Genomic DNA, 26052 nt, shown 5'->3' on the forward strand with positions numbered 1-26052 from the left:
TCAGGAGCACTCTCAATTATGTTTAAGAATGCATTTGCTAACCTGCAGAAGGTGGGTAAATCGCTGATGCTGCCAGTCTCCGTACTGCCTATCGCAGGTATCCTGCTGGGCGTCGGTTCTGCAAACTTCAGCTGGCTGCCAGCCGTGGTTTCCCACGTTATGGCGGAAGCGGGCGGATCGGTTTTCGCCAACATGCCGCTTATTTTCGCTATCGGTGTTGCGCTGGGCTTCACCAATAACGACGGCGTTTCTGCACTGGCCGCTGTGGTGGCTTACGGCATCATGGTGAAAACCATGGCAGTCGTTGCACCACTGGTTCTGCACCTCCCACCGGACGAAATCGCGGCGAAACACCTGGCTGATACCGGTGTGCTGGGCGGGATCATCTCGGGTGCGATTGCAGCCTATATGTTCAACCGTTTCTACCGCATTAAGCTTCCTGAGTATCTGGGCTTCTTCGCCGGTAAACGCTTCGTGCCGATCATCTCTGGTCTGGCGGCGATCTTCACCGGCGTTATCCTGTCCTTCATTTGGCCGCCGATTGGTTCCGCTATCCAGACGTTCTCTCAGTGGGCGGCTTACCAGAACCCGGTTGTCGCGTTTGGTATCTACGGCTTCATCGAACGCTGCCTGGTGCCCTTTGGTCTGCACCATATCTGGAACGTACCTTTCCAGATGCAGATCGGCGAATTCACCAACGCGGCAGGTCAGGTGTTCCACGGCGATATCCCGCGCTACATGGCGGGCGACCCGACCGCGGGCAAACTCTCTGGCGGCTTCCTGTTCAAAATGTACGGTCTGCCGGCTGCTGCCATCGCTATCTGGCATTCGGCTAAACCGGAAAACCGCGCCAAAGTGGGCGGTATCATGATCTCCGCGGCGCTGACCTCGTTCCTGACCGGTATCACCGAGCCGATCGAGTTCTCCTTCATGTTCGTGGCACCGATCCTGTACGTTATCCACGCGATTCTGGCAGGTCTGGCTTTCCCGATCTGTATCCTTCTGGGTATGCGTGACGGTACGTCCTTCTCCCACGGCCTGATCGACTTTATCGTTCTGTCCGGTAACAGCAGCAAACTGTGGCTGTTTCCGATTGTGGGCGCGGGCTACGCGGTGGTTTACTACACCATCTTCCGTGTGCTTATCAAAGCGCTGGATCTGAAAACCCCGGGCCGTGAAGACGCGACCGAAGACGCCAAAGCCGCTGGCACCAGCGAAATGGCGCCGGCTCTGGTGGCCGCGTTTGGTGGTAAAGAGAACATCACTAACCTTGACGCCTGTATTACTCGTCTGCGCGTAAGCGTGGCGGATGTGGCGAAAGTGGATCAGGCTGGCCTGAAGAAACTGGGTGCTGCGGGCGTGGTTGTCGCAGGCTCCGGCGTTCAGGCGATTTTCGGGACTAAATCCGATAACCTGAAAACCGAAATGGATGAGTACATCCGTAACAGCTAATCCTGGCTGACGGGGAGATAAAAAGAGGGAGGCGTAAGCCTCCCTTTTTTACGTCTGTCATAAGGGTAAAGATGAGAGCGCACAGGGATAGCATCGATAAACCTGGATCGCGGCAGACGTTAATCAGGGAATAAAAAAGGGAGCCATCAGGCTCCCTTTTGTTCGTAGTAATAAATGTCAGAAGCTGTAGCTCGCCGTCACGGAGAAGTTGCGCGGCGCGCCGTAGACGCCATACGTGCCCAGATAATCGTAATACACTTTATCGAAGACGTTGTTCAGGTTCGCCTGTACCGCAAGATTTTTGGTCGCCTGGTAGCGCGTGAACAGATCCACCACGGTATAGCCGTTCTGGGAAATGCGCGTGTCGCCATTCGGCCCTGCGATATCCTGCCAGGTTTTGGTCTGCCAGCGCGCGCCGCCGCCAACGGTCAATGCGGGCAGCGTCGGCAACTGATAACGGGTAAACAATTTCATGGTGGTGCGCGGCTGGTCCGGGTTGACGGCCACGCCATCGCCCGCTTCGGCCACATAGCGGCTCGCACCGAAGGTCAGCTGCCAGTTATCGGTCAGCGCGCCGTTCAGCTCAAGCTCAACCCCTTTACTGACGGTGCCATCAACGGATTTATACGCCGTCTGCCCGCCGGAGCCAGGGATGATCACACCGGTGTTCAACGCCACGTTATCCTGCTCGATGCGGAACACCGCGAGCGAGGCCGTCAGACGGGTGTTAAACCAGTCGGCTTTGAGCCCGGCTTCATAGGCTTTACCGGTGGTCGGATCGAGGAACTCGCTGTTTACATCGCGCTGACCGCTCGGCTGGAAGATAGAGGTATAGCTGGCATACGCCGACCACGTATCGTCGATATCGTAAATCAGGCCCGCGTAAGGCGTCACGTCATCCGCTTTGCTGCGACGAATTTCATCCGGCTTGCGCTCCAGATTGTATTTTGCGTTCCACTCGGTGTAGCGCGCGCCCAGAATCAGATGCAGCGGATCGGCAAGCGAGAGGCGCGTGGCGGCGTAAATGGATTTCTGACGAATCACGTCGCGCTGGTAAAGCGCAAAGCTGGACCACGTCGGGTTCGCCACCGTGTTGCCGTCATAATCGTGAATATTTCCGACATCCATCAGGCCGGAATTATCATTCACCGGATATGAATTATCATAATTGTTGCGCTGGCGGCTGTAGCTGCCGCCAAACATCATTTCATGCTGACGTCCCGCCAGCTCGTAGCCGCCGCGCACGAAGGCGTCGACCGAATCCTGCTTACGCTCGCCCACGTTCCAGCCGCCCCACGCGCCCTGCCAGAGCGCGGCATTGTAGCGACCGGTGGTTTTATCCGGGAAACCGTCGATATACATCATGCGGTTGTCGAAATTGGTTTCGGCGTGCATCGCGTTCACTTTCGCCTCCCAGCCGTTATTAAAGCGCTGCGTCAGGTTGGCGAAAATTTTGGTGGAATCGAGATCGGAGTAGGCCCAGTCGGCGGCGGTATTAAAACCGCGGCGGAAATGCGTCCGGCTGCCGTCGCTGTAAAGCGAAGGGAATCCGCCCCAGGTCGGGCTGTCTTCTTCGCTTTTCTGATAGTCATAGCCGAGTGACAGCAGCGTTGACTCGGTGATGTCGGCATCCACGACGCCATAAATGAATTTTTTGCGGTAATGGTTACGCTCAACGAAGCTGTCGTTATCCTGATAACCGGCGACCACGCGACCGCGCACCTTACCGGACTCCACCAGCGGTGACTGCACATCCATCACGTAGCGTTGTTTGTCCCAGCTGCCATAAGTGGCAGAGACGTTGCCTTTAAACGTCTGGCTGTCGGCGTGTTTACGCACCATATTCACATACGCCGACGGGTTGCCGGTGCCGCTCATCAGCCCGGCCGCGCCGCGCACGATCTCGATTTTATCGTATATCGCCGTGTCGCCCGCGGTGTCGCCAAAGTTCCAGCGGTTATCAAGAAACGTCGGCATATCTTCGTAGGCGAAATTGCTGATGTAAAAACCGCGCGCGAAAAAGTTGGTCCGGCTGGTGTCGATGCGCGAGGCGGTCACGCCCGTGGTGTTTTCCAGCACATCTTCAATAGTCGTTAACTGCTGATCCTGCATGCGCGGCTGGCTAATGACGCTGACCGACTGCGGAATATCACGCGGCACCAGGAGCATTTTGGTGCCGGACGTGGTGGTTTTGACGCTGTAATCCTGTGATTCGTCAGGCGTGCCGCTGTCGGCGGCGGCATCGACCACTATCGTGTCGCTGGCGGCAGGCGCTGCGTAAACCGCGGGCACCGCCAGCGCGCTGGCGATACTGAGCGCGAGCAAAGAGGGAAGGGAAGACGCCGGAACGACGCCCTGACGGAGTGCATGCTTAGCCATGTGTTGCCCTTAAAATAAGAAAATGATGCTGTGCATCAGGCTGTTGTCATACGACGCTCTCCCCAGGCTTCCCGTCCTGATGGAAAATGTTCGCAGACTAAAACAACGTTCCGCTGTCAATAAGAATGAGAAATATAATCATTTGTCTTTGCGCTGTAAACAAATGTAAGAGGCGTTACAAACTCATGCGTAACCAGGGCGGAATAACTGTCAGGCGCAGCGGCATCAGGAGTCGCGTGCAGCGCGCTATAAATATCCGCTTTATAAAGAAAAACCGGGGCAAAGGTTGAAAGGATGCGATTATCTCGCTCATACTCTTAACGTTTATCCAAGAAGGAAAAAAACCATGGCCGAAGAAACCATTTTCAGCAAAATTATTCGTCGCGAGATCCCCGCCGACATCGTCTATCAGGATGAGCTTGTCACCGCGTTTCGCGATATTTCTCCCCAGGCCCCGACCCATATTTTAATCGTCCCGAATGTGCTGGTGCCGACGGTCAATGACGTCACGGCGGAACACGAACAGGCGCTGGGGCGTCTTTTTACTGTCGCGGCGAAAATCGCACAGCAGGAAGGCATCGCCGAAGACGGCTATCGCCTTATCATGAACTGCAATCGTCATGGCGGGCAGGAGGTCTACCACATCCATATGCATCTGGTCGGCGGCCGTGCGCTGGGGCCAATGCTTGCGCATAAAGGCCTCTGAGATGGCACGCGTACGCACAGGCTGGTTGCTGGCCGCTCTGCTGATGGCGGGGTGCCGTTCCACGCCGACCATTCCCGTCGGCGATGAGCAGGCCATTGTCATGGAATCCAGCGTGCTGGCAGCGGGCATCACCGCTGAAAAACCAGACTTTTCTTTGCAAAACGGCAAGCCTGTCGCCGCCGCGACCATTTACAATAACAAAGACGCGCCCGTTACCGTGCACTACCGCTTTTACTGGTATGACGCCCGTGGGCTGGAAGGACAGCCGCTGGAAGTCCCGCAGACAGTCGTTATCCCGGCCCAGGGACGCGTAACGGTGACCAGTCAGACTAATTATCTGGCGGCACGGAAAGCCCGTCTTTATCTCTATCTCTGAAGGGGGAAATGTTGAACAGAATGTATCGCTATGCGCTGCTGGCGACCGTCGCCCTGGCGCTGTCGGGCTGTATTTTGCCCGGCGAGCAAAAACCGGCACCGGTCGAAGAAGCGCAGCCAGGCACGCAGCAACCCACGCAGCCTGTACCACAACCGACGCAGCCGGTACCGACCGTGCCGTCCGTGCCGTCGATTCCGGCGCAGCCTGGCCCGATTGAACATCAGCCTGAAAACGCAACGCCTGAGCCAAAAGCGCGTACCTATGACTGGAACAGCGCGATGGCACCGATGGTCGGCAAAATGTTGCAGGCTGACGGGGTGAACGCAGGCAGCGTGCTGCTGGTCGATAGCGTAAACAACCGCACCAACGGTTCAATGCAAACCGGCCCGGCCACCGAAGCCCTGCGCGGCGCGCTGGCGAATAACGGTAAATTCACGCTGGTCTCCGCACAGCAGCTCTCCATGGCGAAACAGCAACTGGGGCTTTCGCCGCAGGACAGCCTGGGTTCACGCAGCAAAGCCATCGGTATCGCCCGCAACGTGGGCGCGCAGTATGTGCTGTATGCCAACGCCAGCGGCAACGTGAATGCGCCTACGCTGCAAATGCAGCTGATGCTGGTACAGACCGGCGAAATTATCTGGTCAGGTAAAGGTGCCGTTCAGCAAACCCAGTAATCTGAACCTGGAAGGGTTCTTAGCGCAGAATTTCCCGGCGGCTTCGGCCGCCGGTGTCGTTTGCGCGCTACCCGGTCTCAGCGACGGTGCCTGGCAGGTGGTTGTCGATGACGAAACGCTGGTGGCGCGCCGGGACCTACGCCAAAGCCGTGCCCGTAGCCCGCGTCAGTACCGCGCGCTGAAACGGCTGCCGGCAACGCTCGCGCCGCGTCCGCGCTGTTGCGTCAACGGCTGGCTGGCGGTCACGTTTTTACCCGGTGAGATACGGGATGCGCTGCCACCGGTGCCGCAACTGGGTGCGCTGCTGTATTATCTGCACCAGCAGCCGCGTTTTGGCTGGTGCATCGAGCTGCTGCCGCTTCTGCTGCGCGACTGGCAGCAAAGCGCGCCGTCGCGCCGCACGCGCTTCTGGCTGCGACTGTTGCACCGGTTACGTCGCACGGGCGAGCCCCGTCCGCTGCGCCTCGCGCCGCTGCATATGGACGTGCATCCCGGCAATCTGGTCTGGCAGTCAAACAGACTCATGCTTATTGACTGGGAATACGCCGGTGACGGCGACGTGGCGCTGGAGCTCGCGTGCGTCTGGCTCAATGACGAGACGCGGCAGGCGCTGATTACCGATTATGCGCATCGCGCGGCTATCGACGAGACGCAACTGCGCCGTCAGGTGGCGCGCTGGATACCGTGGAGCGGGTTGCTGATGGCGGGCTGGTACGAGCGCCGCTATCAGGAAACCGGCGACCGCACATTTATCACACTTGCAGACGAGGTCTGGCGCCAGCTGCAAACGCGTTAACACCAAGGGAGAAAAACATGGGTCCGGTCATGCTGGATGTGGAAGGCTTTGAGCTTGATGCCGAAGAGCGTGAAATCCTCGCGCATCCGCTGGTGGGAGGGCTTATCCTCTTTACCCGCAACTATCACGATCCAGAGCAACTGCGTGAACTGGTCCGCCAGATCCGCGCAAGTGCCCGCAATCATCTGGTGATTGCCGTAGACCAGGAGGGCGGACGCGTACAGCGTTTTCGCGAGGGCTTTACGCGTCTGCCAGCGGCACAAAGTTTCGCCGCGCTGCTGGGAATGGACGCCGGTGGCAAACTGGCGGAAGAAGCCGGCTGGCTGATGGCGTGTGAAATGATCGCGATGGATATCGATATCAGCTTTGCGCCGGTGCTGGATGTCGGGCATCTCAGCGCCGCGATTGGCGAGCGTTCCTTCCACGAAGAGCCTGAAAACGTGCTGGCGATGGCGAAGCGTTTCATTACCGGCATGCAGAGCGCGGGAATGAAAGCGACGGGCAAACACTTCCCCGGTCACGGTGCCGTCAGCGCCGATTCCCATAAAGAGACGCCGCGCGACCCGCGTCCGGCCGCGGAAATCCGCCGCCACGATATGCTGCCGTTTCGCGAGCTGATTAGTTACAACATGCTTGATGCGGTGATGCCGGCACACGTCGTCTATAGCGACGTCGATCCGCTGCCAGCCAGCGGTTCGCCTTACTGGCTTAAGCAGGTGCTGCGCAAGGAGCTCGGTTTTGACGGCGTGATTTTCTCAGACGATCTGTCGATGGAAGGCGCGGCTATCCTCGGAAGCTACGCGGAGCGCGGCCAGGCGGCGCTGGATGCCGGTTGCGATATGATCCTTGTCTGTAATAATCGTAAGGGTGCCGTAAGCGTTCTTGATAACCTGTCACCGATCAAAGCAGAGCGTGTTACACGTTTGTATCATAAAGGTGTAATTACGCGTCAGGAACTGATGGCGTCGGCGCGCTGGAAGCAGGTAAGCGGGGAGCTTACCGCGCTGCATGAGCGCTGGCAGACGCACAAGGCGGGGCAATAACGCTTGCCCTGAAGCTGCTACGCTGGGATGAGAATGCGATGATAATCTACTTACACGGTTTCGATTCAAACAGTCCGGGTAACCACGAGAAAGTGCTGCAACTGCAGTTTATCGACCCGGATGTGCGGCTTATCAGCTACAGCACGCGTCACCCGAAACATGACATGCAGCATCTGCTGCGTGAAGTGGACAAAATGCTGCAACTGAATGTCGATGACCGCCCGCTCATCTGCGGTGTGGGGCTCGGCGGATTCTGGGCTGAGCGAATCGGCTTTTTGTGCGACATCCGGCAGGTGATTTTCAACCCGAACCTGTTTCCGTATGAAAACATGGAAGGGAAAATCGACCGGCCGGAGGAGTATCTCGATATCGCCACTAAATGCGTTGAGAACTTCCGTGAGAAAAACCGCGATCGCTGCCTCGTGATTCTCTCGCGTGAGGATGAAGCGCTCGACAGCCAGCGCTCCGCCGAGCTGCTGCATCAGTATTATGAAATCGTCTGGGATGAAGAGCAGACGCACAAGTTCAAAAATATCTCGCCGCACCTTCAGCGCATTAAGGCATTCAAAGCGCTGGGGTAATCCCGCCGTCACGCCGATATTTTGCATCAACGAACAAACGGGTCAGCCAAACGCTGGCCCGTTTTTGTTTAACTTTAATGCATAAAAATTGATGCACATCAAATTTGGTATGACCAATGCACCGTTCATGTTATGCTCATATCTGTTGTGAGCCGGGTTGCTAAACTATTGTTAATTAAAAGCTATTTTTAATAACTTTGAATTAACAATTAGTTAAACACTTTAAGGGGGTCACGTTGACTACGCCATTAAGAAAGATCGTTATCGTGGGCGGCGGCGCCGGCGGACTGGAGCTCGCAACGCAGCTCGGTCACAAACTGGGCCGTGGCAAAAAAGCGAAAGTCACGCTGGTGGATCGCAACCATAGTCACCTGTGGAAGCCGCTGCTGCATGAAGTGGCAACCGGTTCGCTGGATGAAGGCGTCGACGCGCTGAGCTATCTGGCGCACGCGCGCAACCACGGTTTCCAGTTCCAGCTCGGTTCGGTGGTGGATATCAACCGCGAAGCCAAAACCATTACGCTTGCTGAACTGCGTGATGAAAAAGGCGAGCTGCTGGTGGCCGAGCGTAAAGTGCCGTATGACACGCTGATCATGGCGCTCGGCAGTACCTCTAACGACTTCAACACGCCGGGCGTGAAAGATCACTGCATCTTCCTCGACAACCCGCATCAGGCGCGCCGTTTCCATCAGGAAATGCTCAACCTGTTCCTGAAATATTCCGCTAACCTGGGCGCTAACGGCAAAGTCAACATCGCGATTGTCGGTGGCGGCGCGACGGGCGTTGAGCTTTCCGCTGAGCTGCATAACGCGGTGAAACAGCTGCACAGCTACGGTTACAAAGGGCTGACCAACGAAGCGCTGAACGTGACGCTGGTGGAGGCGGGCGAACGTATTCTGCCTGCGCTGCCGCCGCGCATCTCCAGTGCGGCGCATAATGAGCTGACCAAACTCGGCGTGCGCGTGCTCACCAATACCATGGTGACCAGCGCGCAGGAAGATGGGCTTAACACCAAAGACGGCGAATTTATCCAGGCTGATCTGATGGTCTGGGCGGCGGGCATCAAAGCGCCGGATTTCATGAAAGAGATTGGCGGGCTGGAAACCAACCGCATCAATCAGCTGGTGGTGGAGCAGACGCTGCAAACCACGCGCGACCCGGATATCTTCGCCATTGGCGATTGCGCCTCCTGCCCGCGCCCGGAGGGCGGCTTCGTCCCGCCGCGCGCCCAGGCCGCGCACCAGATGGCTTCCTGCGCGCTGGATAACATCCTGGCGCAGATCAAAGGCAAGCCGCTTAAGCCGTATGTCTACAAAGACAAAGGCTCGCTGGTGTCACTGTCGAAATTCTCGACGGTCGGCAGCCTGATGGGTAACCTGATGCGCGGCTCAATGATGATTGAAGGGCGCATCGCGCGCTTTGTCTACATCTCGCTGTACCGCATGCACCAGATTGCGCTGCACGGTTACTTTAAAACCGGGCTGATGATGCTGGTAGGCAGCATTAACCGCGTGATCCGACCGCGCCTCAAGCTGCACTAAGTTCAGCCTCCGCCTCTGTCATACAGGGGCGGATGTCATTTTGTTTCCGTCATATTTCCCCTCAGACAACTCTCAATCCGCTGATCCACCCCACGTTATCCTGTTTTTTGAGTCGTTTTCCGATATCCACTCTGTGGCCTTAATTGCAAAATTGTTACTAATTGCACAGCCGGGAGGAATTCCTGTGAATAAATCAATGTTAGCGGGTATTGGTATCGGGGTAGCAGCTGCGCTGGGCGTAGCGGCGGTGGCCAGTCTGAATGTTTTCAGCACTTCGCCAAAGTATGCCCAGGTGGTTTCTGCCACCCCTATCAAAGAGACGGTGAAAACGCCGCGTCAGGAGTGCCGTAACGTCACTGTCACGCATCGCCGTCCGGTTCAGGATGAAAATCGCCTGACCGGCTCGGTACTGGGTGCGGTCGCAGGCGGCGTTATCGGCCATCAGTTTGGCGGCGGACGCGGCAGAGACGTCGCGACGGTGGTGGGGGCGCTCGGCGGTGGTTATGCGGGCAACCAGATCCAGGGCCACCTGCAGGAAGGCGATACCTACACCACAACGCAGCAGCGCTGCAAAACGGTGTATGACAAATCAGAGAAAATGCTGGGTTACGATGTGACATACCGCATCGGGGAAGAGCAGGGCAAAATCCGTATGGATAACGACCCGGGTAGCCGTATCCCGCTGGACAGCAACGGACAGCTGGTTCTGAATCAGAAAACCTGAAAATAAAATAGCTTCACATCATTATTGCCCCTCTTGCACTCAGGCGGAGGGGCTTTTTTTTGGTTTTTTGCAGGTGAATAACAACCAGAAAACCTAACAGGAAAACGCTCATGCCTGACAAAATGCAGGCATGAGCGTCGGAAAACCATTACATAGCATTGTGTTGTCTGAATAAGATAAAACCAGTTATCAGCACTGAGAGAAACGCAAAAAGAATAGAACCACCGCAGAACAACCAAAGGCCAAATAACAATGTTATTACTATTAACACCTTAAATAATGGTAATAGCAAAGCCATGTTCATCTTCCTTCTGTAGGTGTATAGCCAAAACGCGTCTCGTGTCGTCCATCTGTGAAACTCGATACACCACGGATACTGTGTGGAAAAACGTCCTCGTCCCTGCACGGCCCCGTCTTCATGACGTAAATCGCTCCTGTTCTAATAATTGGTGGTGCTAATTAATTAGCACACGAATAATCATTTCTTTAACGGTAAAAGAGTAGCTATTCTGGAGGATATATTTGCCAGTTTTTACCTATTAATGATCGTCAGAAAAAGAGATCCAGAAGGAATATGGTATTCATTGCGGTTATATGTGAAGGGTGAGCGGCGGGTACCGCTCACGAAGGGAGAGAATTGCTTTACAGCAGATGCGGCCACAACCGCATAGTCATATTCACAATCTCAATTAATTCTTCCTGCGTCGCGCCTTCACGGGCACTGACAGACATGCCGTGGACCAGGCAACTGATAAAGCGCACCAGCGCAGGCAAATTGCAGTTTTCCGGGATTTCCTTTTGCGCCTGACGTTCACTGAAGAACCGCAGCAAAATGGCCTCACGTTGCGTATTACGCGCTTTCAGCGTGGCGGCGATCTCCTCTGACGAGGCGGCCAGCGCAGCGGAGGTGGTGACCATAAAACAGCCAGCGGGCGTCTCTTTGCTGGCGAAGCAACGTGCCACCGCGCATAGATAATCGTGCAGCGCTTCGTCGACGCGTTTTTCGGCGTGAAACAGCAGGGTTTCCTGCTGCTGTGCGAAACGCGCGATATAGCGATCGAGCACAGCCCGGAACAAGCCCTCTTTATTGGTGAACTCCGCATACAGCGTGGGTGCCTTGGCGCCAGTCGCTTCGACCAGGTGCGCAAGTGACGTCGCTTCGTATCCGTGTTGCCAGAATAGTGCCATGGCCTTATCAAGCGCCGCTTCCCTGTCGAACACTTTTGGTCGGCCACGGCTTTTTTTAGCGCCACTGTGGGCTTCTGTAGTCATAGTGCCGTTTAACCTCTTTATGTAAACCTGCCCTCAAAATACCCCTTTTTGCCCCCGCAGTACCAGCAAAACCGCGCTGCAGGTGCGCCACAGGCGACGTGACAGGCGTTTAAGTGATTAAAATAACGATCGTTAAAAATTATATTGACACGTGACGCAGATCACAACTATCATTTATCTATCGATCGTTAATTAAATAAATATTAACGACCACGTAACTAAATCCGCATTACAAAAGAAAGGGTACCCACATGAAAACCGTTAAAGCACTGTTCGCCGCCGCTGTACTGAGTTCGTTGTCGTTTGCAAGCGTCGCTGCCGTTGAGGTGCAGTCCACCCCGGCAGGTCAACAAAAAGCGGGCACCATCTCTGCGACCGCAGGGACTAACCTGTCTTCGCTGGAAGCCGAGCTTGCGCAGAAAGCTGACGATATGGGCGCAAAATCGTTCCGTATCACCTCTGTTAACGGCCCGAATAATCTGCACGGCACCGCTGTCATCTATAAATAAGCCGTCAAGATCACCTGTTAAAAGGCCCTGTCTCCGGACAGGGCCTTTTTTGTTTCAGATGGCGTCGCTGGCAGGCGCTGGCGGGTGAGCAGTGACGTTAACCGGTATGCCGGAGCGCAGTCGCAGCGCCTGTTCCATCACCTCGCGGTCGGTTTGCTCTGCGGCTTCAAAAGTTTTGAGCGTCGCGTTAAGAGTTATCGGCAGCGTTTTCGGGTCATCCTCAATGCGCTTTGAGAGCGGCTGATGGACTTCAACAAACCGACGCCCGTCCGGCTCGACAGACGCTTTCACTGGCGCGTTGATGATATTGACGCGCGTGCCGACCGGCACTGCGCTGAACAGGTGTTTGATGTCGTCATCGCGCAGACGGATACAGCCCGAGCTGACGCGCATTCCGATACCGAAATCCGCATTCGTGCCGTGCAGCAGATAGACGCCGCCGTAAGCTGCAAGGCGAATGGCGTGATGGCCCATCGGGTTGTCCGGCCCGGCAGGCATCACGGCCGGTAAATCGATCCCTTGTGCTTTATAACGTGCGCGAATATTGGCCGTCGGCGTCCAGGTCGGGTTGGCGCGCTTTTGCGATACCGTGGTCTGCATGTTTGGCGTGAGCGTGTCGCCGTCAAGCTGGCCGATGCCAATCGGGTAGACGGTCACTGTGTTCTCGCCCGGCGCAAAATAGTAGAGCCGCAGCTCGGCAAGATTAATCAGAATGCCTTCGCGCGGGGCGTCCGGCAGCAGCATCTGGCGCGGAATGGTCAGCACGCTACCCGCGCGCGGCACATACGGATCAACGCCTAGATTTGCCTGCAACAGCGCCAGAAACCCGACGTTATAGCGTTTGGCGATCGCCTCCAGCGAGCCGCCGTCGTCCGCCACCGTGTGGTAGAGGGTTTCGCCAATCAACCGGCTGCCTGGTGCGGGGAGAGGGTAAGTATTCGCCAGCGCCTGGCTTGCGCCAAACGTCATGCCAGCGACAAGCGCCAGCCATGACAGCCAGCGAGAAAAACGCGCGTGTTCTCTTTTCATTTACAGATCCCAAAGGCGGAGAAGTTTTTGTAATACATAGATAAAGAGAGAAGTATGGCGGGGCTTCGTCCAGGGAAACCCTGGACGATTGCAAAGGATTGTAAAGTTACGCCCCGCGCGGGGGCGTCAAGGATTTAAGGCAGCGAGTGTTCGGCGAGTTGCGCCATAAACTGACGCACCCATTCCATTCGGGTTTTCCGCTCATCCAGCTCGCGGAAGAATTTCAGGCGCGTCGGCCCGTCGAGACGGTAATGCTGTGGCTCTTTTTGCAGCAGGCCGATAAGCCAGCCCGGATCGACATGATTTTTCTCGGCAAACTCGATGGTGCCGCCTTTCTCGTTAGCCTCAATTTTACGCACGCCAAGCTTCTGCGCCTGCTGGCGCAGGGCCGCGATATCCAGCAGATTGCGCGCCGGGTCCGGCAGCAGGCCAAAGCGGTCAATAAGCTCCACTTTGATCTCTTCAAGCTCCTGCTCTTTTTTGGCGCTGGCGATGCGCTTATAGAACGACAGGCGCGTGTTCACATCCGGGATAAACGCCTCCGGCAGTAGCGACGGCATCCGCAGTTCCACTTCCGTCTGCTGACTGGTGAGATCTTCAAGCGACGGCTCGCGCCCGGCTTTCAGCGCGTCCACCGCGTTTTCCAGAAGCTCCATATAGAGTGAGAAGCCGATGGTTTCCATCTGGCCGCTCTGATCTTCGCCCAGCAGCTCGCCCGCGCCGCGAATTTCCAGATCGTGCGTCGCGAGCGCAAAGCCCGCGCCGAGATCTTCCAGCGACGCGATCGCCTCAAGACGCTTCTGCGCGTCGGTGGTCATCGCCTTCGGCGGCGGCGTCAGCAGCCACGCATACGCCTGATGATGCGAACGCCCGACGCGGCCGCGCAGCTGGTGCAGCTGGGCGAGACCAAAATGATCGGCGCGCTCGATGATAATGGTATTGGCGGTCGGAATATCGATACCGGTTTCAATGATTGTGGTACACACCAGCACGTTAAAGCGCTGATGATGGAAATCGTTCATCACCCGCTCAAGCTCGCGCTCGCGCATCTGGCCGTGACCGATGGCGATGCGCGCCTCCGGCACCAGATTCGCCAGCCGCTCGGCGGCCTTCTGGATATTCTCGACATCATTGTAGAGGTAATAGACCTGACCGCCGCGCAGCACTTCACGCAGGATGGCCTCGCGCACCACCAGATTGTCATACTCGCGCACGAAGGTTTTCACCGCCAGACGACGCGCGGGCGGCGTGGCAATAATCGACAGGTCACGCATGCCGCTCATCGCCATGTTCAGCGTGCGCGGAATAGGCGTCGCGGTGAGCGTCAGAATATCCACATCGGCGCGCATCGCTTTAATACGCTCTTTGTGACGCACCCCGAAGCGGTGTTCTTCATCGACGATCAAAAGACCGAGATCTTTCATTTTGACGTCGCTCTGCAACAGCTTGTGGGTGCCGATAAGAATATCGACTTTGCCTTCAGCGGCCTGTTCCAGCACCTGCGCCTGCTCTTTGGCGCTGCGAAAGCGCGACAGTAACTCAATGCGCACCGGCCAGTTGGCGAAGCGATCGCGGAAGTTGTCGTAATGCTGCTGGGCCAGAAGCGTGGTCGGCACCAGCACCGCCACCTGTTTATTGTTCTCGACCGCCAGGAACGCCGCGCGCATCGCTACTTCGGTTTTACCGAAGCCCACGTCGCCGCACACCAGACGATCCATCGCCAGCGGCTGGCACATATCGCTCAGCACCGCGTTAATCGCCTGCGCCTGATCGGGCGTAGTCTCAAACGGAAACCCCTCGCAGAAGAGCTGATACTGCTCTTTGTCATGCTTAAAGGCGAAACCGGATTTCGCGGCGCGCTGGGCGTAGATATCCAGCAGCTCCGCCGCCACGTCGCGCACTTTTTCCGCCGCTTTCTGGCGCGCTTTCGACCACGCGTCGCCGCCAAGCTTGTGCAGCGGCGCGTTCTCTTCGGCACCGCCCGCATAGCGGCTGATGAGATGCAGCGACGACACCGGCACATAGAGCTTCGCGTCGTTGGCATAGGTGAGCATCAGGTATTCCGCCGTGATGCCGCCCGCTTCAAGGGTCGTCAGCCCCGCGTAGCGGCCCACGCCATGCTCCAGATGCACCACCGGCTGACCGGGGCGCAGCTCCGCCAGGTTGCGGATGAGCGTATCCGGGTTAATGGTGCGGCGGCTCTCCTGGCGACGGCGCGTGACGCGCTCGCCCAGCAGATCGCTCTCGCAAATAAACGCGCGCTGGCGCAGGGTATCGATAAATCCGCGCTCCGACGCGCCGATGCTCAGATAGCGCTCACCCGCCTGCGCGTCTTCAAGCCGCAGAAGGCGCTTCGGCATAACTTTAATGCGCGAAAGGAGCTCCGAGAGCGCCTCGCGGCGGCCTTCACTTTCCACCGAGAAAATCACCGGGCCGGTGAAGGACTCCAGAAAGCGACGCAGGCTGTCGAGCGGCGATTTCTGCTGCGCCTGCACGGCGATATCCGGCAGCGGCTGGTAGCCCAGATTGGTATTGGCGGCTTTGTCAGCCAGCGCCTCGGTTTTCAGCTGCACGCGCGGCCAGGCTTTTAACTGCGCATGAAGTTCATCGGTGCGCAGCCAGAGTGCTTCCGGCGGCAGCAGCGGACGCATCGGGTCGACGCCGCGGTTCTCAAAGCGCGCCACGGCATCGGCCCAGAAGCGATCGGCGCTCGCTTCCAGATCGCCCGTGCTCACCACCAGCGTATTTTTCGGGAAATAGCTGAACAGCGGCGGCAGCGGCTCGCTAAAGAACAGCGGCTGCCAGTATTCAATACCCGCGGGCAGGGTGCCTTTGCTCACCTGCTGGTAGATATGCTCCGGGTCACGCTTGACCTCGAAACGGTCGCGCCACTGGCTGCGGAACAGCTCAATGGCCGCTTTGTCGGTCGGGAATTCGTGCGCCGGCAGCAGGTTAATCGCCTCAACCTCTTCCAGCGTGCGCTGGGTATCGACGTCAAACAGCCGCAGGCTGTCGATTTCGTCGTCGAAAAAGTCGATGCGGTAGGGCTGCTCGCTACCCATAGGGTAGAGATCGAGCAGCGCGCCGCGGGTGGCGTATTCGCCATGCGCCATCACCTGATCCACATGGCGATAGCCCGCCTGGTCCAGCTGCGCGCGCAGGGTGTCGCGCGAGAGCTGCTGGCCTTTTTGCATCACCAGCGCGTGACCGTGCAGGAAGCTGTGCGGACAGACGCGCTGCATCAGCGTATTCACCGGCAGGATAAGCACGCCGCGCTGCATGCCAGGCAGCTGATAGAGCGTCGACAGGCGCGAGGAGATAATCTCCTGATGCGGCGAGAAGCTGTCATACGGCAGCGTCTCCCAGTCAGCCAGGTTCATCACCAGGCTTTCGGTAAATTGTTGAATTTCATCGTGCAGACGCAGGGCGGTTTGCATATCCGGCGCGATAAGCACCAGCGGGCCGGCATGGCGTTCCGCCATTTCCGCCACCTCAACGGCGCAGGCCGCGCCGGTCAGTTCACCCAGTTGACGCTGATCGCCCGCTTTGACGGGCAGAGAGTAACGATATTGTTCAGGCATAGAAGGCGAAGCGTGCTCCGGTTGTGCCGCTTGTCCGGGATAAAAACCCGGCGACAGAGTGGGTTAGTGGTTCCATAAATCAGATCTGGGCTTTATTATCGTTGATCACTTTGCATTAGCAACCGTACAAGACGGATTTCATGTATCAACCTGTCGCGTTATTTATCGGCCTGCGCTATATGCGCGGGCGTGCAGCAGACCGCTTCGGCCGTTTCGTCTCCTGGCTCTCCACTATCGGCATCACGCTCGGCGTGCTGGCGCTAGTGACCGTGCTCTCGGTGATGAATGGTTTCGAGCGAGAACTGCAAAACAACATTCTCGGGCTGATGCCGCAGGCGCTTATCAGTTCATCCAAAGGCTCTGTCAACCCGCAGCAACTGCCTGCTGACAGCCTCCACCTGCAGGGCGTTAACCGTATCGCGCCGCTGACCACCGGCGATGTGGTGCTGCAAAGCGCCCGCAGCGTGGCGGTCGGGGTGATGCTGGGGATTGACCCGGCGCAGCGCGACCCGCTGACGCCGTATCTGGTCAACGTCAACCAGCAGGCCCTGGCGGCCGGGAAATACAACATTATTCTCGGCGAGCAGCTCGCGGGCCAGCTTGGCGTGAAACGCGGCGACCAGCTGCGCCTGATGGTGCCGTCCGCCAGCCAGTTCACGCCGATGGGCCGCCTGCCGAGCCAGCGTCTCTTCACCATTATCGGCACTTTTGCCGCCAACAGCGAAGTGGATGGCTATCAGATGCTGGTCAATATTCAGGACGCTTCACGCCTGATGCGCTACCCGGCCGGAAATATCACCGGCTGGCGACTGTGGCTGAATGAGCCGCTGAAAGTGGATACGCTGAGCCAGCAGACGTTACCGCCCGGCACGCAGTGGCAGGACTGGCGCGAGCGTAAAGGCGAGCTGTTCCAGGCCGTGCGCATGGAGAAAAACATGATGGGCCTGCTGCTGAGCCTGATTGTCGCCGTCGCCGCGTTTAACATCATTACGTCGCTCGGGCTGATGGTGATGGAGAAGCAGGGCGAGGTGGCTATCCTGCAAACCCAGGGGCTTACGCGCCGTCAGATCATGGCGGTGTTTATGGTGCAGGGGGCAAGCGCGGGCGTTATCGGCGCGCTGTTTGGCGCGCTGCTCGGCGCGCTCCTTGCCAGCCAGTTGAATAATCTGATGCCGGTGATTGGCGCGTTCCTTGATGGCGCTGCGCTGCCAGTCGTTATCGAACCGTGGCAGGTCATCGGTATTGCGCTCTCGGCGATGGCCGTCGCGCTGTTGTCCACGCTTTATCCTTCCTGGCGCGCTGCCGCCACCGAACCCGCTGAGGCTTTACGTTATGAGTAATTCTGTGCTGTTACAGTGCGACAACCTGTGCAAACGCTACCAGGAAGGCAAAGTGCAAACGGATGTGTTGCACAACGTCAGCTTCAGCATCGACGCGGGCGAAATGATGGCGATTGTCGGCAGCTCCGGCTCCGGTAAAAGTACGCTGTTGCACCTGCTGGGCGGGCTGGATACGCCTACCTCCGGCGACGTGATTTTCAGCGGTCGGGCGCTGAGCACGCTCTCTTCTTCCGCCAAAGCGGAGCTGCGTAACCGCGAGCTCGGTTTTATTTACCAGTTCCACCATCTGCTTCCCGATTTCACCGCGATGGAAAACGTGGCGATGCCGCTGCTTATCGGCAAAGCGCCGAAGGCCGAGACCGAGCGCCGGGCGCTCGCGATGCTGGACGCCGTGGGGCTCGCGCACCGCAGCAGCCACCGTCCGTCTGAGCTTTCCGGCGGCGAGCGCCAGCGTGTCGCGATTGCCCGCGCGCTGGTGAATAATCCGCGTCTGGTGCTGGCGGATGAACCGACCGGTAACCTTGATGCCCGTAACGCTGACAGCATTTTCGACCTGCTCGGCGAGCTGAATAAAACCCAGGGCACCGCCTTTCTGGTGGTGACGCACGATCTGCAACTGGCGAAGCGGCTGTCGCGCCAGCTGGAGATGCGCGACGGACACCTGAACCCTGAGCTAACCCTGATGGGGAGGGCGTAATGGCTTCCCCGTTATCATTACTGATTGGTCTGCGCTTTAGCCGGGGACGCAGACGCAGCGGCATGGTGTCGCTTATCTCCGTTATTTCAACGATTGGCATCGCGCTTGGCGTGGCGGTGCTGATTGTGGGCTTAAGCGCCATGAACGGCTTTGAGCGTGAGCTGAACAATCGCATTCTGGCGGTCGTGCCGCATGGTGAAATCGAGCCGGTGGAGCAGCCGTGGCGCGGCTGGCAGGATGTTGTGACGCGCGTTGAGAAGGTCAACGGCATCGTCGCGGCGGCGCCATACGTCAACTTTACCGGGCTGGTGGAGAGCGGGGCGAACCTGCGCGCCATTCAGGTGAAAGGCGTTGACCCGGCGCAGGAGCAGCGTTTAAGCGCGCTGCCGCATTATGTGCAAAACAACGCCTGGCAGAGTTTTCAGGCGGGCAAACAGCAAATCATCATCGGTAAAGGTGTTGCGGATGCGCTGAAAGTGAAGCAGGGCGACTGGCTCTCCATCATGATCCCGAATTCTGACGCCGACCATAAGCTGTTGCAGCCCAAACGCGTGCGTTTGCAGGTAGCAGGTATTCTGCAACTGAGCGGCCAGCTCGATCACAGCTTTGCGATGGTGCCGCTGGCCGATGCGCAGGGCTATCTGAACCTCGGTGACAGTGTCACGGGCATCGCCATCAAGGTGAATGACGTCTTTAACGCGAATCAACTGGTGCGTGACGCGGGTCAGGTGACGGACGCCTATGTCTATATCAAAAGCTGGATCAACACCTACGGCTACATGTACCGCGATATCCAGATGATCCGCGCGATTATGTATCTGGCGATGGTGCTGGTGATTGGCGTCGCCTGCTTTAACATCGTTTCGACGCTGGTGATGGCGGTGAAAGATAAAAGCAGCGATATCGCGGTGCTGCGTACGCTCGGTGCGAAAGACGGGCTTATCCGTGCGATTTTCGTCTGGTACGGACTGCTCGCCGGGCTGCTCGGCTCGGTCAGCGGCGTGGTGGTGGGCGTGCTGGCGTCATGGCAGTTGACCGCTATCATTCACGGGATTGAAAAACTGATCGGCCATCATTTCCTCTCCGGCGATATCTATTTTATCGACTTCCTGCCATCGGAGCTGCACGCGCTCGACGTGGTCTATGTGCTGCTGACGGCGCTGGTGCTGAGCCTGCTGGCGAGCTGGTATCCGGCACGGCGCGCGAGCCGCATCGATCCGGCGCGGGTACTGAGCGGACAATAATTCAGGGAGCGGCGGATGTATTACGGGTTTGACATTGGCGGCAGCAAAATCGCCCTCGGGGTATACGATGACGCGCGGCGTCTGCAATGGCAAACCCGCGTCGCGACGCCGCATGACCGCTACGAGAACTTTCTCGATGCCATCAGCGCGCTGGTGGCAGAGGCTGACCGCCGCTTTGGCGGCGCGGGGTATGTCGGCGTTGGCATTCCCGGCATCCCGGAAACGGACGACGGCCTGCTGTATGCCGCCAATCTGCCCGCCGCCAGCGGCAGGGCGGTGAGGCGCGATCTCAGCGCGCGGCTCGGGCGCGACGTGCGTATCGATAACGACGCCAACTGTTTTGCGCTCTCCGAAGCGTGGGACGATGAGTTCAGCGCGTATCCTGTTGTGATGGGGCTTATCCTCGGCACTGGCGTCGGCGGCGGCGTGGTTGTTGATGGCAAACCGGTGACCGGACGCAGCTTTATCACGGGCGAATTCGGCCATATCCGCCTGCCGGTGGACGCGCTCGCCATCCTCGGGCGCGATATCCCGCTCATCCGCTGCGGCTGCGGGCAATACGGCTGTATTGAGAATTATCTTTCAGGCCGGGGCTTTGCATGGCTCTGGCATCACTTCTACCATGAATCACTGGACGCGCCGCAAATCATCATGCGCTGGCAGCAGGGTGACACGCAGGCGCAGGCGCATGTTGAGCGCTATACCGACCTGCTGGCGGCCTGTGTCGCGAGCCTGTTGACCGTGCTGGACCCGCAGCTGGTAGTGCTCGGCGGCGGGCTGTCGGGGTTTTCGCATCTGACAACGGCGCTCAGCGCGAAGCTGCCTGCGTATCTGCTGCCCGTGGCGAAAGTGCCGCGTATTGAGCAGGCGCGCCACGGCGACGCGGGCGGTATGCGCGGCGCGGCTTTTCTCCATCTCACACGCTCACGGAGTTGAAATGCAATCGCGTCGTCTGCACCGGCTGGGCCGGTTTCGAAGGAATAAACGTCGGCTGCGCGAGCGCTTGCGCCAGCGTATTTTTTTCCGGGACAGAATTATGACACCTGAAGTGATGAATAAACCTGTGGTAGTGGTCTTAACCGGGGCGGGGATCTCGGCGGAATCGGGCATTCGCACGTTCCGCGCCGCTGATGGCCTGTGGGAAGAGCATCGCGTGGAAGATGTGGCGACGCCGGAAGGGTTCGCGCGCAATCCGCAGCTGGTGCAGGAGTTTTATAACGCCCGGCGCCGCCAGCTACAGCAGCCGGAGATTAAGCCTAACGCGGCGCATCTGGCGCTGGCGCGGCTGGAAGAGGCGCTCGGCGACCGTTTTTTACTGGTCACCCAGAATATCGATAACCTGCACGAGCGCGCGGGCAGCAAAAATGTGGTGCATATGCATGGCGAACTGCTGAAGGTGCGTTGTTCGCAGAGCGGGCAGGTGCTGGAGTGGACGGGCGATGTGACGCCTGGCGATAAGTGCCACTGTTGCCAGTTCCCCGCGCCGCTGCGCCCGCACGTAGTGTGGTTCGGCGAGATGCCGTTCGGGATGGATCGTATTTATGAGGCACTCGCGCGCGCCGATGTGTTTATCGCCATCGGCACCTCCGGGCACGTTTATCCGGCAGCCGGATTCGTGCATGAAGCGAAGCTTCAGGGCGCGCATACCGTGGAGCTTAACCTGGAGCCAAGCCAGGTCGGCAGCGAGTTTGAAGAGAAGCATTACGGGCTGGCAAGCCAGGTGGTGCCGGAGTATGTCGAGAAGCTGTTGAAAGGTCTGTGACGGCAGTGGTGTCACAGGGAAACGGCGGGTGCGCTAACGCTTACCCGCCCTACACAGATCGTTAACCGGTTTTCGTAGGGTGGGTAAGCGAAGCGCACCCACCATGTAACGTCACATTTCCGGATCGTAGGGTGGGTAAGCGAAGCGCACCCACCATGTAACGCTACATTTCCGGATCGTAGGGTGGGTAAGCGAAGCGCACCCACCTTTTCACCACAATGAAACTTACCGTCCCGCCTTTAACTTCTGGTAATACGACTCGTAAATCGCGCTGGCGTCGCCGACATCGTTCTGCCATTCGCCCTTCTTGATGGTAGCTTCGTCCGGATAGAGCGACTTATCTTCCGCCACCTCTTTCTTCAGAAGCTTACGGGCCGCCAGGTTCGGCGTCGGGTAACCGATGGTCTCTGCCACCTGTTTTGCCACATCCGGACGCAGCAGGAAGTTAATCAGCTTATGCGCGCCTTCAACATTCTTCGCATTCGCCGGAATAGCGAGGCTGTCCATCCAGAAAATCCCGCCTTCTTTCGGCCAGACGACATCCAGCGGCGCGCCCGCCTGACGAGCGACCCACGCGGAGCCGTTCCACACCATACCGAGATTCACTTCGCCTTCCAGATACGGGTTCGCCGGGTTGTCGGAGTTAAACGCCGCCACGTTTGGCATCAGCTTTTTCAGCTCGTTATAGGCCGCTTCAATCTCTTTCGGATCGGTGGTATTGCCGGAAAGTCCGAGCTTACGCAGCGCCATCTGGAACACTTCGCGCGCATCGTCGGTTAACAGCAGGCTACCTTTGTATTCCGGCTTCCAGAGATCGGCCCAGGAGGTCACGCTTTTCGGATCGATGGCGTCGCTGTTCACGCCTATCGCCGTCGCGCCCCAAATGTAGGGAATGGAGTAGTCGTTATTCGGATCGAAAGGCTTATTCAGCATCGCCGGATCCAGATTGTGAAAATTCGACAGCTTGCTCTTGTCGATCTTCTGGATCATCCCTTCTTTGCGCATCTTGTCGACAAAGTAGGTGGACGGCACCACGAGATCGTAGGCACCCTGCTGATAGGTCTTCAGCTTGGCGTACATGGTTTCATTCGATTCATAGGTCGAATAGATAACCTTAATGCCCGTCTCCTTCGTGAACTGCTCAAGCAGGCCCGGCGGCACATACTCGGTCCAGTTGTAGAAATAGAGCGTGTTTTTATCATCAGCATGCGCGGCGCTCATGCCGAACGCCAGAGCACCCGCAGCAAGCAGGTGGCGTGACCATTTTTTCATTTTACGTCCCCTGGATTTAAGGCCTGGCGAGGCAGGCTTTTCGTTTTATCGCGAAGCATCAGCTGGCTTGCCAGTACGAGAACCAGCGACAGCATCAGCAGAATGGTGGCGAGCGCGTTCACCTCCGGCGACACGCCCACTTTGACCATCGAGTAAATTTTCAGCGGCAGGATTTCATAGCCCGGCCCCGTCACGAACGACGACACCACCACGTCATCCATCGACAGCGTAAAGCTCAGCAGCCAGCCCGCCGCCACCGCCGGCATCGCCAGCGGCAGAATGATTTTGCGCAGAATCGTGATTTCGCTGGCGCCCAGATCGCGCGCCGCTTCAAGCATTCGCACGTCAAAGCCTTTCAGCCGTGAATAGACGGTCACGACCACAAACGGCAGGCAGAAGGTGATGTGCGAGAACAGCAGCGACCAGAAGCCAAGCTGAATGCCCACCAGCATAAAAAGCACCAGCAGGGAAATCGCCATCACGATATCGGGCGACATCATCACCACAAACAGCATGCCGCTGACAAACGGTTTGCCGCGAAAACGGTAGCGGTAGAGCGCGACCGCCGTCAGCGCGCCGATCATGGTCGCGAACGTGGCGGAGAACACCGCCATTGTCAGCGAGTGTTGCGCGGCCTGTAACAGGCTGTCGTTATTCATCAGCAGGCTGTACCAGTTGGTGGTAAAGCCCTGCCAGTTAATGCCGAAACGCGAGCTGTTGAACGAATTCACAATCAGGATCACGATCGGGATATAAAGATAAGCGTAAATGGCGGTCATAAAACCGCCGCGCAGCAGGCGACCGATCATTCCAGTTCCACCTTCTTGTTAAGCAGGCGCGCGGCGCGCCAGTACACCAGCAGCATCAGCCCCATTACCAGCGTCAGCGTAATGCTGGTGGCCGCGCCAAACGGCCAGTCGCGGATATTCAGGAACTGGCTCTTGATAACGTTGCCGATAAGCAGGTTTTTCGCGCCACCCATTAGATCGGAGACATAAAACAGCCCCATCGCGGGCAGCATTACCAGCAGACACCCGGCGATAATCCCCGGCATCGTCAGCGGCAGAATGATGCGCACAAAGGTTTGCAGTTTGCTGGCCCCGAGATCTTTTGCGGCTTCGAGCAGCGGCTTATCGAGCTTCTCGATGCTGGAGTAGAGCGGCATCACCATAAACGGCAGCAGAATATAGACCAGGCCGATAATCACCGCCGATGGCGTGTACATAATGCGCATCGGGGTGTCGATGACGCCAAGCCACAGCAGAAACTCGTTCAGATAGCCGCGCGTGCTGAGAAACAGCTTGAGGCCGTAGATGCGGATAAGCGAGTTTGTCCAGAACGGCACTATCAGCAAAAACAGCAGCAGCGGGCGCACTTTCGCGGGCAGTTTCGCCAGAAACCATGCAAACGGGTAGCCCAGCACCAGGCACGCCAGCGTCGCCTGCAGCGCCATATTCAGCGAATGCAGCAGCACCTGAAAATAGAGCGGGTCGAGCAGGCGCGCGTAGTTATCCAGCGTAAAGACCAGGCTTACGAAATGCGCGTCGTCGCGGGTGAGAAAGCTGGTGGCGATGATCATCAGGTTGGGCAGAAAAACAAACAGCACCAGCCAGCCGACGATGGTGGCGATCACCACATTCTGGAATTTACGCGAGCTCTTCATCGGCCAGCACCACCTCCCAGCTTTCCACCCAGGTCACGGCCATTTTCTGATCGAGCGAGTGGTCGAAATCGGGGTCGTCTTCGTTAAAGAATTCGCTGACCAGCACCATTTTGCCGTTTTCCAGCTCAACGACAGATTCCAGCGTCATGCCTTTATAGTTGCGCTCGCGCACAAAACCAATCAGGCCGTCGGCTTCGCCGTCGCCGTTGATCTCTTCAACGCGCAGATCTTCCGGGCGCAGCAGGACGTTGAGTTTCTGGCCCGCCGTCACCGGGAAGGCGACATACAGCACGCATTCGCGGCCTTCCACATTTGCGCGCACGCGCTGCGCGTCGATACGCTCAATGACGGTGGCGTCAAAAATATTGATTTCGCCGATAAAGCTCGCCACAAACAGGTTTTTGGGTTCTTCGTAAATTTCGCGCGGCGTGCCGTCCTGCTCGATGCGCCCGTCGCGCATCACCACGATGCGATCGGACATCGTCAGCGCTTCTTCCTGATCGTGCGTCACGAACACAAACGTAATACCCAGCTTGCGTTGCAGCGCTTTCAGCTCGTTCTGCATCTGTTTGCGCAGTTTATAGTCGAGCGCCGAGAGGGATTCATCAAGCAGCAGCAGGCGGGGTTTATTGACCACGGCGCGGGCGATCGCCACGCGTTGCTGCTGGCCGCCGGAAAGTTGATGCGGTTTGCGCTGGGCAAATTCCTCAAGCTGCACCATCTTTAAAGCATCCATCACGCGCGGCGTTATCTCAGCGGTGGGTGTTTTTTGCATCCGCAGGCCAAACGCGACGTTCTCAAACACCGTCATATGCGGAAACAGGGCGTAGCTCTGGAAAACGGTATTGACGTGGCGATGCTCGGCGGGAACGTCGGTGATGTCTTGTGAATCGAGCGTGATCCGCCCGGCGTCGGCGTTCTCAAGGCCTGCGATAAGGCGCAGCACGGTGGTTTTACCGCAGCCGGAGGGGCCGAGGAGCGTGAGGAATTCACCATGATTGATGGTCAGTGAGAAATCAGAAATGACGGTTTTACCATCAAAGCTTTTCCCGATATCCGCCAGTTGCAGAAGCGGGGAAAGCGAGCGCGGCTGTGTATTCAATTTTTTGACTCTGTCCCGTAAAAAACGCATCAAGAAGAAACCGGATGCGGGGTTTGTGATGAACCACCTTTGGGTCTGGCACGTGATAAGGGCAGGCATTCTACGGCAAACCATTGAAATCGCCAATGCCACAGACGCTTTCTTGCCGGTTTCGCGTGGTTTTCCACGTTTTCTGTCACGTCAGGCGCATGAAGAAGGAGATACCCCCTTTTTCCCCGCAGGATTATTCCTCTTCGCCGGGCGAAAGGTGACCTGAAACAATATTTGTCTTTTAATGCTTAATGATAATAACGTCACAAAATAACAGGG

General features: G+C 57.7%; 23 protein-coding genes. 15 read left to right on the forward strand and 8 right to left on the reverse strand.

Going from position 1 to position 26052, the window contains the following annotated elements; all coding sequences use genetic code 11:
* Positions 1-18: 18 nt before the first annotated feature.
* Positions 19-1452, forward strand: a complete 1434-nt coding sequence (ptsG, locus tag ACUW6V_RS06970) for a PTS glucose transporter subunit IIBC (protein ID WP_004385186.1) — start codon at positions 19-21, stop codon at positions 1450-1452.
* A gap of 177 nt (positions 1453-1629) precedes the next feature.
* Here ptsG and fhuE read toward each other — a convergent pair whose 3' ends face one another.
* The gene (fhuE, locus tag ACUW6V_RS06975; protein WP_454038164.1) at positions 1630-3831 is read right to left on the reverse strand and encodes a ferric-rhodotorulic acid/ferric-coprogen receptor FhuE; all 2202 of its coding nucleotides are present in this window, start codon (positions 3829-3831) and stop codon (positions 1630-1632) included.
* Between the two features lie 346 nt (positions 3832-4177).
* Here fhuE and hinT point away from each other — a divergent pair, with 346 nt between their 5' ends.
* From hinT to ACUW6V_RS07015, 8 genes are all read left to right on the forward strand, one after another.
* Positions 4178-4537, forward strand: coding sequence for a purine nucleoside phosphoramidase (hinT, locus tag ACUW6V_RS06980; RefSeq protein ID WP_004385184.1), 360 nt, complete (start codon positions 4178-4180; stop codon positions 4535-4537).
* Between the two features lies 1 nt (position 4538).
* Positions 4539-4913 (forward strand): YcfL family protein, encoded by a 375-nt coding sequence (locus ACUW6V_RS06985; RefSeq protein ID WP_105622064.1) that lies wholly within the window; start codon positions 4539-4541, stop codon positions 4911-4913.
* Between the two features lie 8 nt (positions 4914-4921).
* Entirely contained in the window at positions 4922-5587 is a 666-nt protein-coding gene (gene lpoB, locus ACUW6V_RS06990; RefSeq protein ID WP_012125073.1) for a penicillin-binding protein activator LpoB, read from the forward strand.
* Positions 5565-6383, forward strand: coding sequence for a thiamine kinase (thiK, locus tag ACUW6V_RS06995; RefSeq protein ID WP_105622065.1), 819 nt, complete (start codon positions 5565-5567; stop codon positions 6381-6383). Before lpoB ends, thiK begins: the two co-directional genes overlap by 23 nt.
* Before the next feature lie 17 nt (positions 6384-6400).
* A complete protein-coding gene (gene nagZ / locus ACUW6V_RS07000) occupies positions 6401-7426 on the forward strand; it encodes a beta-N-acetylhexosaminidase (protein WP_007888910.1) in 1026 nt (341 codons plus the stop codon).
* 38 nt (positions 7427-7464) lie between these two features.
* The gene (ycfP, locus tag ACUW6V_RS07005) at positions 7465-8007 is read left to right on the forward strand and encodes an alpha/beta hydrolase YcfP (RefSeq protein ID WP_004385179.1); all 543 of its coding nucleotides are present in this window, start codon (positions 7465-7467) and stop codon (positions 8005-8007) included.
* A gap of 236 nt (positions 8008-8243) precedes the next feature.
* The gene (locus ACUW6V_RS07010) at positions 8244-9548 is read left to right on the forward strand and encodes an NAD(P)/FAD-dependent oxidoreductase (protein WP_105622066.1); all 1305 of its coding nucleotides are present in this window, start codon (positions 8244-8246) and stop codon (positions 9546-9548) included.
* A 184-nt stretch (positions 9549-9732) separates the two neighbouring features.
* Positions 9733-10272: a glycine zipper 2TM domain-containing protein gene (locus ACUW6V_RS07015; RefSeq protein ID WP_007866833.1), complete on the forward strand. Its 540-nt coding sequence runs from the start codon at positions 9733-9735 to the stop codon at positions 10270-10272.
* A 642-nt stretch (positions 10273-10914) separates the two neighbouring features.
* On the opposite strand, the gene ACUW6V_RS07020 is transcribed toward ACUW6V_RS07015, so the two are convergent.
* On the reverse strand, positions 10915-11544 hold the full coding sequence (locus ACUW6V_RS07020; protein WP_004385175.1) for a TetR/AcrR family transcriptional regulator: 630 nt from the start codon (positions 11542-11544) through the stop codon (positions 10915-10917).
* Positions 11545-11795: 251 nt separating this feature from the next.
* On the opposite strand from ACUW6V_RS07020, the gene bhsA reads away from it, so the two are divergent.
* Complete coding sequence (gene bhsA, locus ACUW6V_RS07025) at positions 11796-12053, forward strand: multiple stress resistance protein BhsA (RefSeq protein ID WP_007866836.1); 258 nt, start codon at positions 11796-11798, stop codon at positions 12051-12053.
* Positions 12054-12107: 54 nt separating this feature from the next.
* Here the strand turns inward: bhsA and ldtC are convergent, their stop codons facing one another.
* Together ldtC and mfd are read right to left on the reverse strand one after the other, a co-directional pair.
* Complete coding sequence (ldtC, locus tag ACUW6V_RS07030) at positions 12108-13082, reverse strand: L,D-transpeptidase LdtC (protein WP_454038165.1); 975 nt, start codon at positions 13080-13082, stop codon at positions 12108-12110.
* A 134-nt stretch (positions 13083-13216) separates the two neighbouring features.
* On the reverse strand, positions 13217-16663 hold the full coding sequence (gene mfd, locus ACUW6V_RS07035; RefSeq protein WP_454038166.1) for a transcription-repair coupling factor: 3447 nt from the start codon (positions 16661-16663) through the stop codon (positions 13217-13219).
* 140 nt (positions 16664-16803) lie between these two features.
* Here mfd and lolC point away from each other — a divergent pair, with 140 nt between their 5' ends.
* The 5 genes from lolC to cobB are packed head-to-tail and all read left to right on the forward strand — an operon-like array spanning position 16804 to position 21706.
* A complete protein-coding gene (gene lolC, locus ACUW6V_RS07040; protein WP_454038167.1) occupies positions 16804-18003 on the forward strand; it encodes a lipoprotein-releasing ABC transporter permease subunit LolC in 1200 nt (399 codons plus the stop codon).
* Entirely contained in the window at positions 17996-18700 is a 705-nt protein-coding gene (gene lolD / locus ACUW6V_RS07045; RefSeq protein WP_109995577.1) for a lipoprotein-releasing ABC transporter ATP-binding protein LolD, read from the forward strand. The genes lolC and lolD overlap by 8 nt, the downstream gene beginning before the upstream one ends.
* Complete coding sequence (gene lolE / locus ACUW6V_RS07050) at positions 18700-19944, forward strand: lipoprotein-releasing ABC transporter permease subunit LolE (protein ID WP_004385170.1); 1245 nt, start codon at positions 18700-18702, stop codon at positions 19942-19944. The genes lolD and lolE overlap by 1 nt, the downstream gene beginning before the upstream one ends.
* Positions 19945-19959: 15 nt before the next feature.
* On the forward strand, positions 19960-20880 hold the full coding sequence (gene nagK / locus ACUW6V_RS07055; RefSeq protein WP_454038168.1) for an N-acetylglucosamine kinase: 921 nt from the start codon (positions 19960-19962) through the stop codon (positions 20878-20880).
* Position 20881: 1 nt separating this feature from the next.
* Positions 20882-21706, forward strand: coding sequence for a Sir2 family NAD+-dependent deacetylase (gene cobB, locus ACUW6V_RS07060; protein WP_104658599.1), 825 nt, complete (start codon positions 20882-20884; stop codon positions 21704-21706).
* Positions 21707-21931: 225 nt separating this feature from the next.
* On the opposite strand, the gene potD is transcribed toward cobB, so the two are convergent.
* Genes potD through potA form a run of 4 tightly spaced genes read right to left on the reverse strand, consistent with a single transcriptional unit; the run spans position 21932 to position 25773 of the window.
* On the reverse strand, positions 21932-22978 hold the full coding sequence (gene potD / locus ACUW6V_RS07065) for a spermidine/putrescine ABC transporter substrate-binding protein PotD (RefSeq protein WP_004387334.1): 1047 nt from the start codon (positions 22976-22978) through the stop codon (positions 21932-21934).
* Positions 22975-23787: a spermidine/putrescine ABC transporter permease PotC gene (gene potC / locus ACUW6V_RS07070; protein WP_007866860.1), complete on the reverse strand. Its 813-nt coding sequence runs from the start codon at positions 23785-23787 to the stop codon at positions 22975-22977. The genes potD and potC overlap by 4 nt, the downstream gene beginning before the upstream one ends.
* Positions 23784-24641: a spermidine/putrescine ABC transporter permease PotB gene (gene potB, locus ACUW6V_RS07075; RefSeq protein ID WP_007866863.1), complete on the reverse strand. Its 858-nt coding sequence runs from the start codon at positions 24639-24641 to the stop codon at positions 23784-23786. The genes potC and potB overlap by 4 nt, the downstream gene beginning before the upstream one ends.
* Positions 24625-25773, reverse strand: a complete 1149-nt coding sequence (gene potA, locus ACUW6V_RS07080) for a spermidine/putrescine ABC transporter ATP-binding protein PotA (protein ID WP_454038169.1) — start codon at positions 25771-25773, stop codon at positions 24625-24627. Before potA ends, potB begins: the two co-directional genes overlap by 17 nt.
* Between the last annotated feature and the right edge of the window lie 279 nt (positions 25774-26052).

This window comes from Cronobacter sp. 153480017-3 (assembly GCF_053627815.1).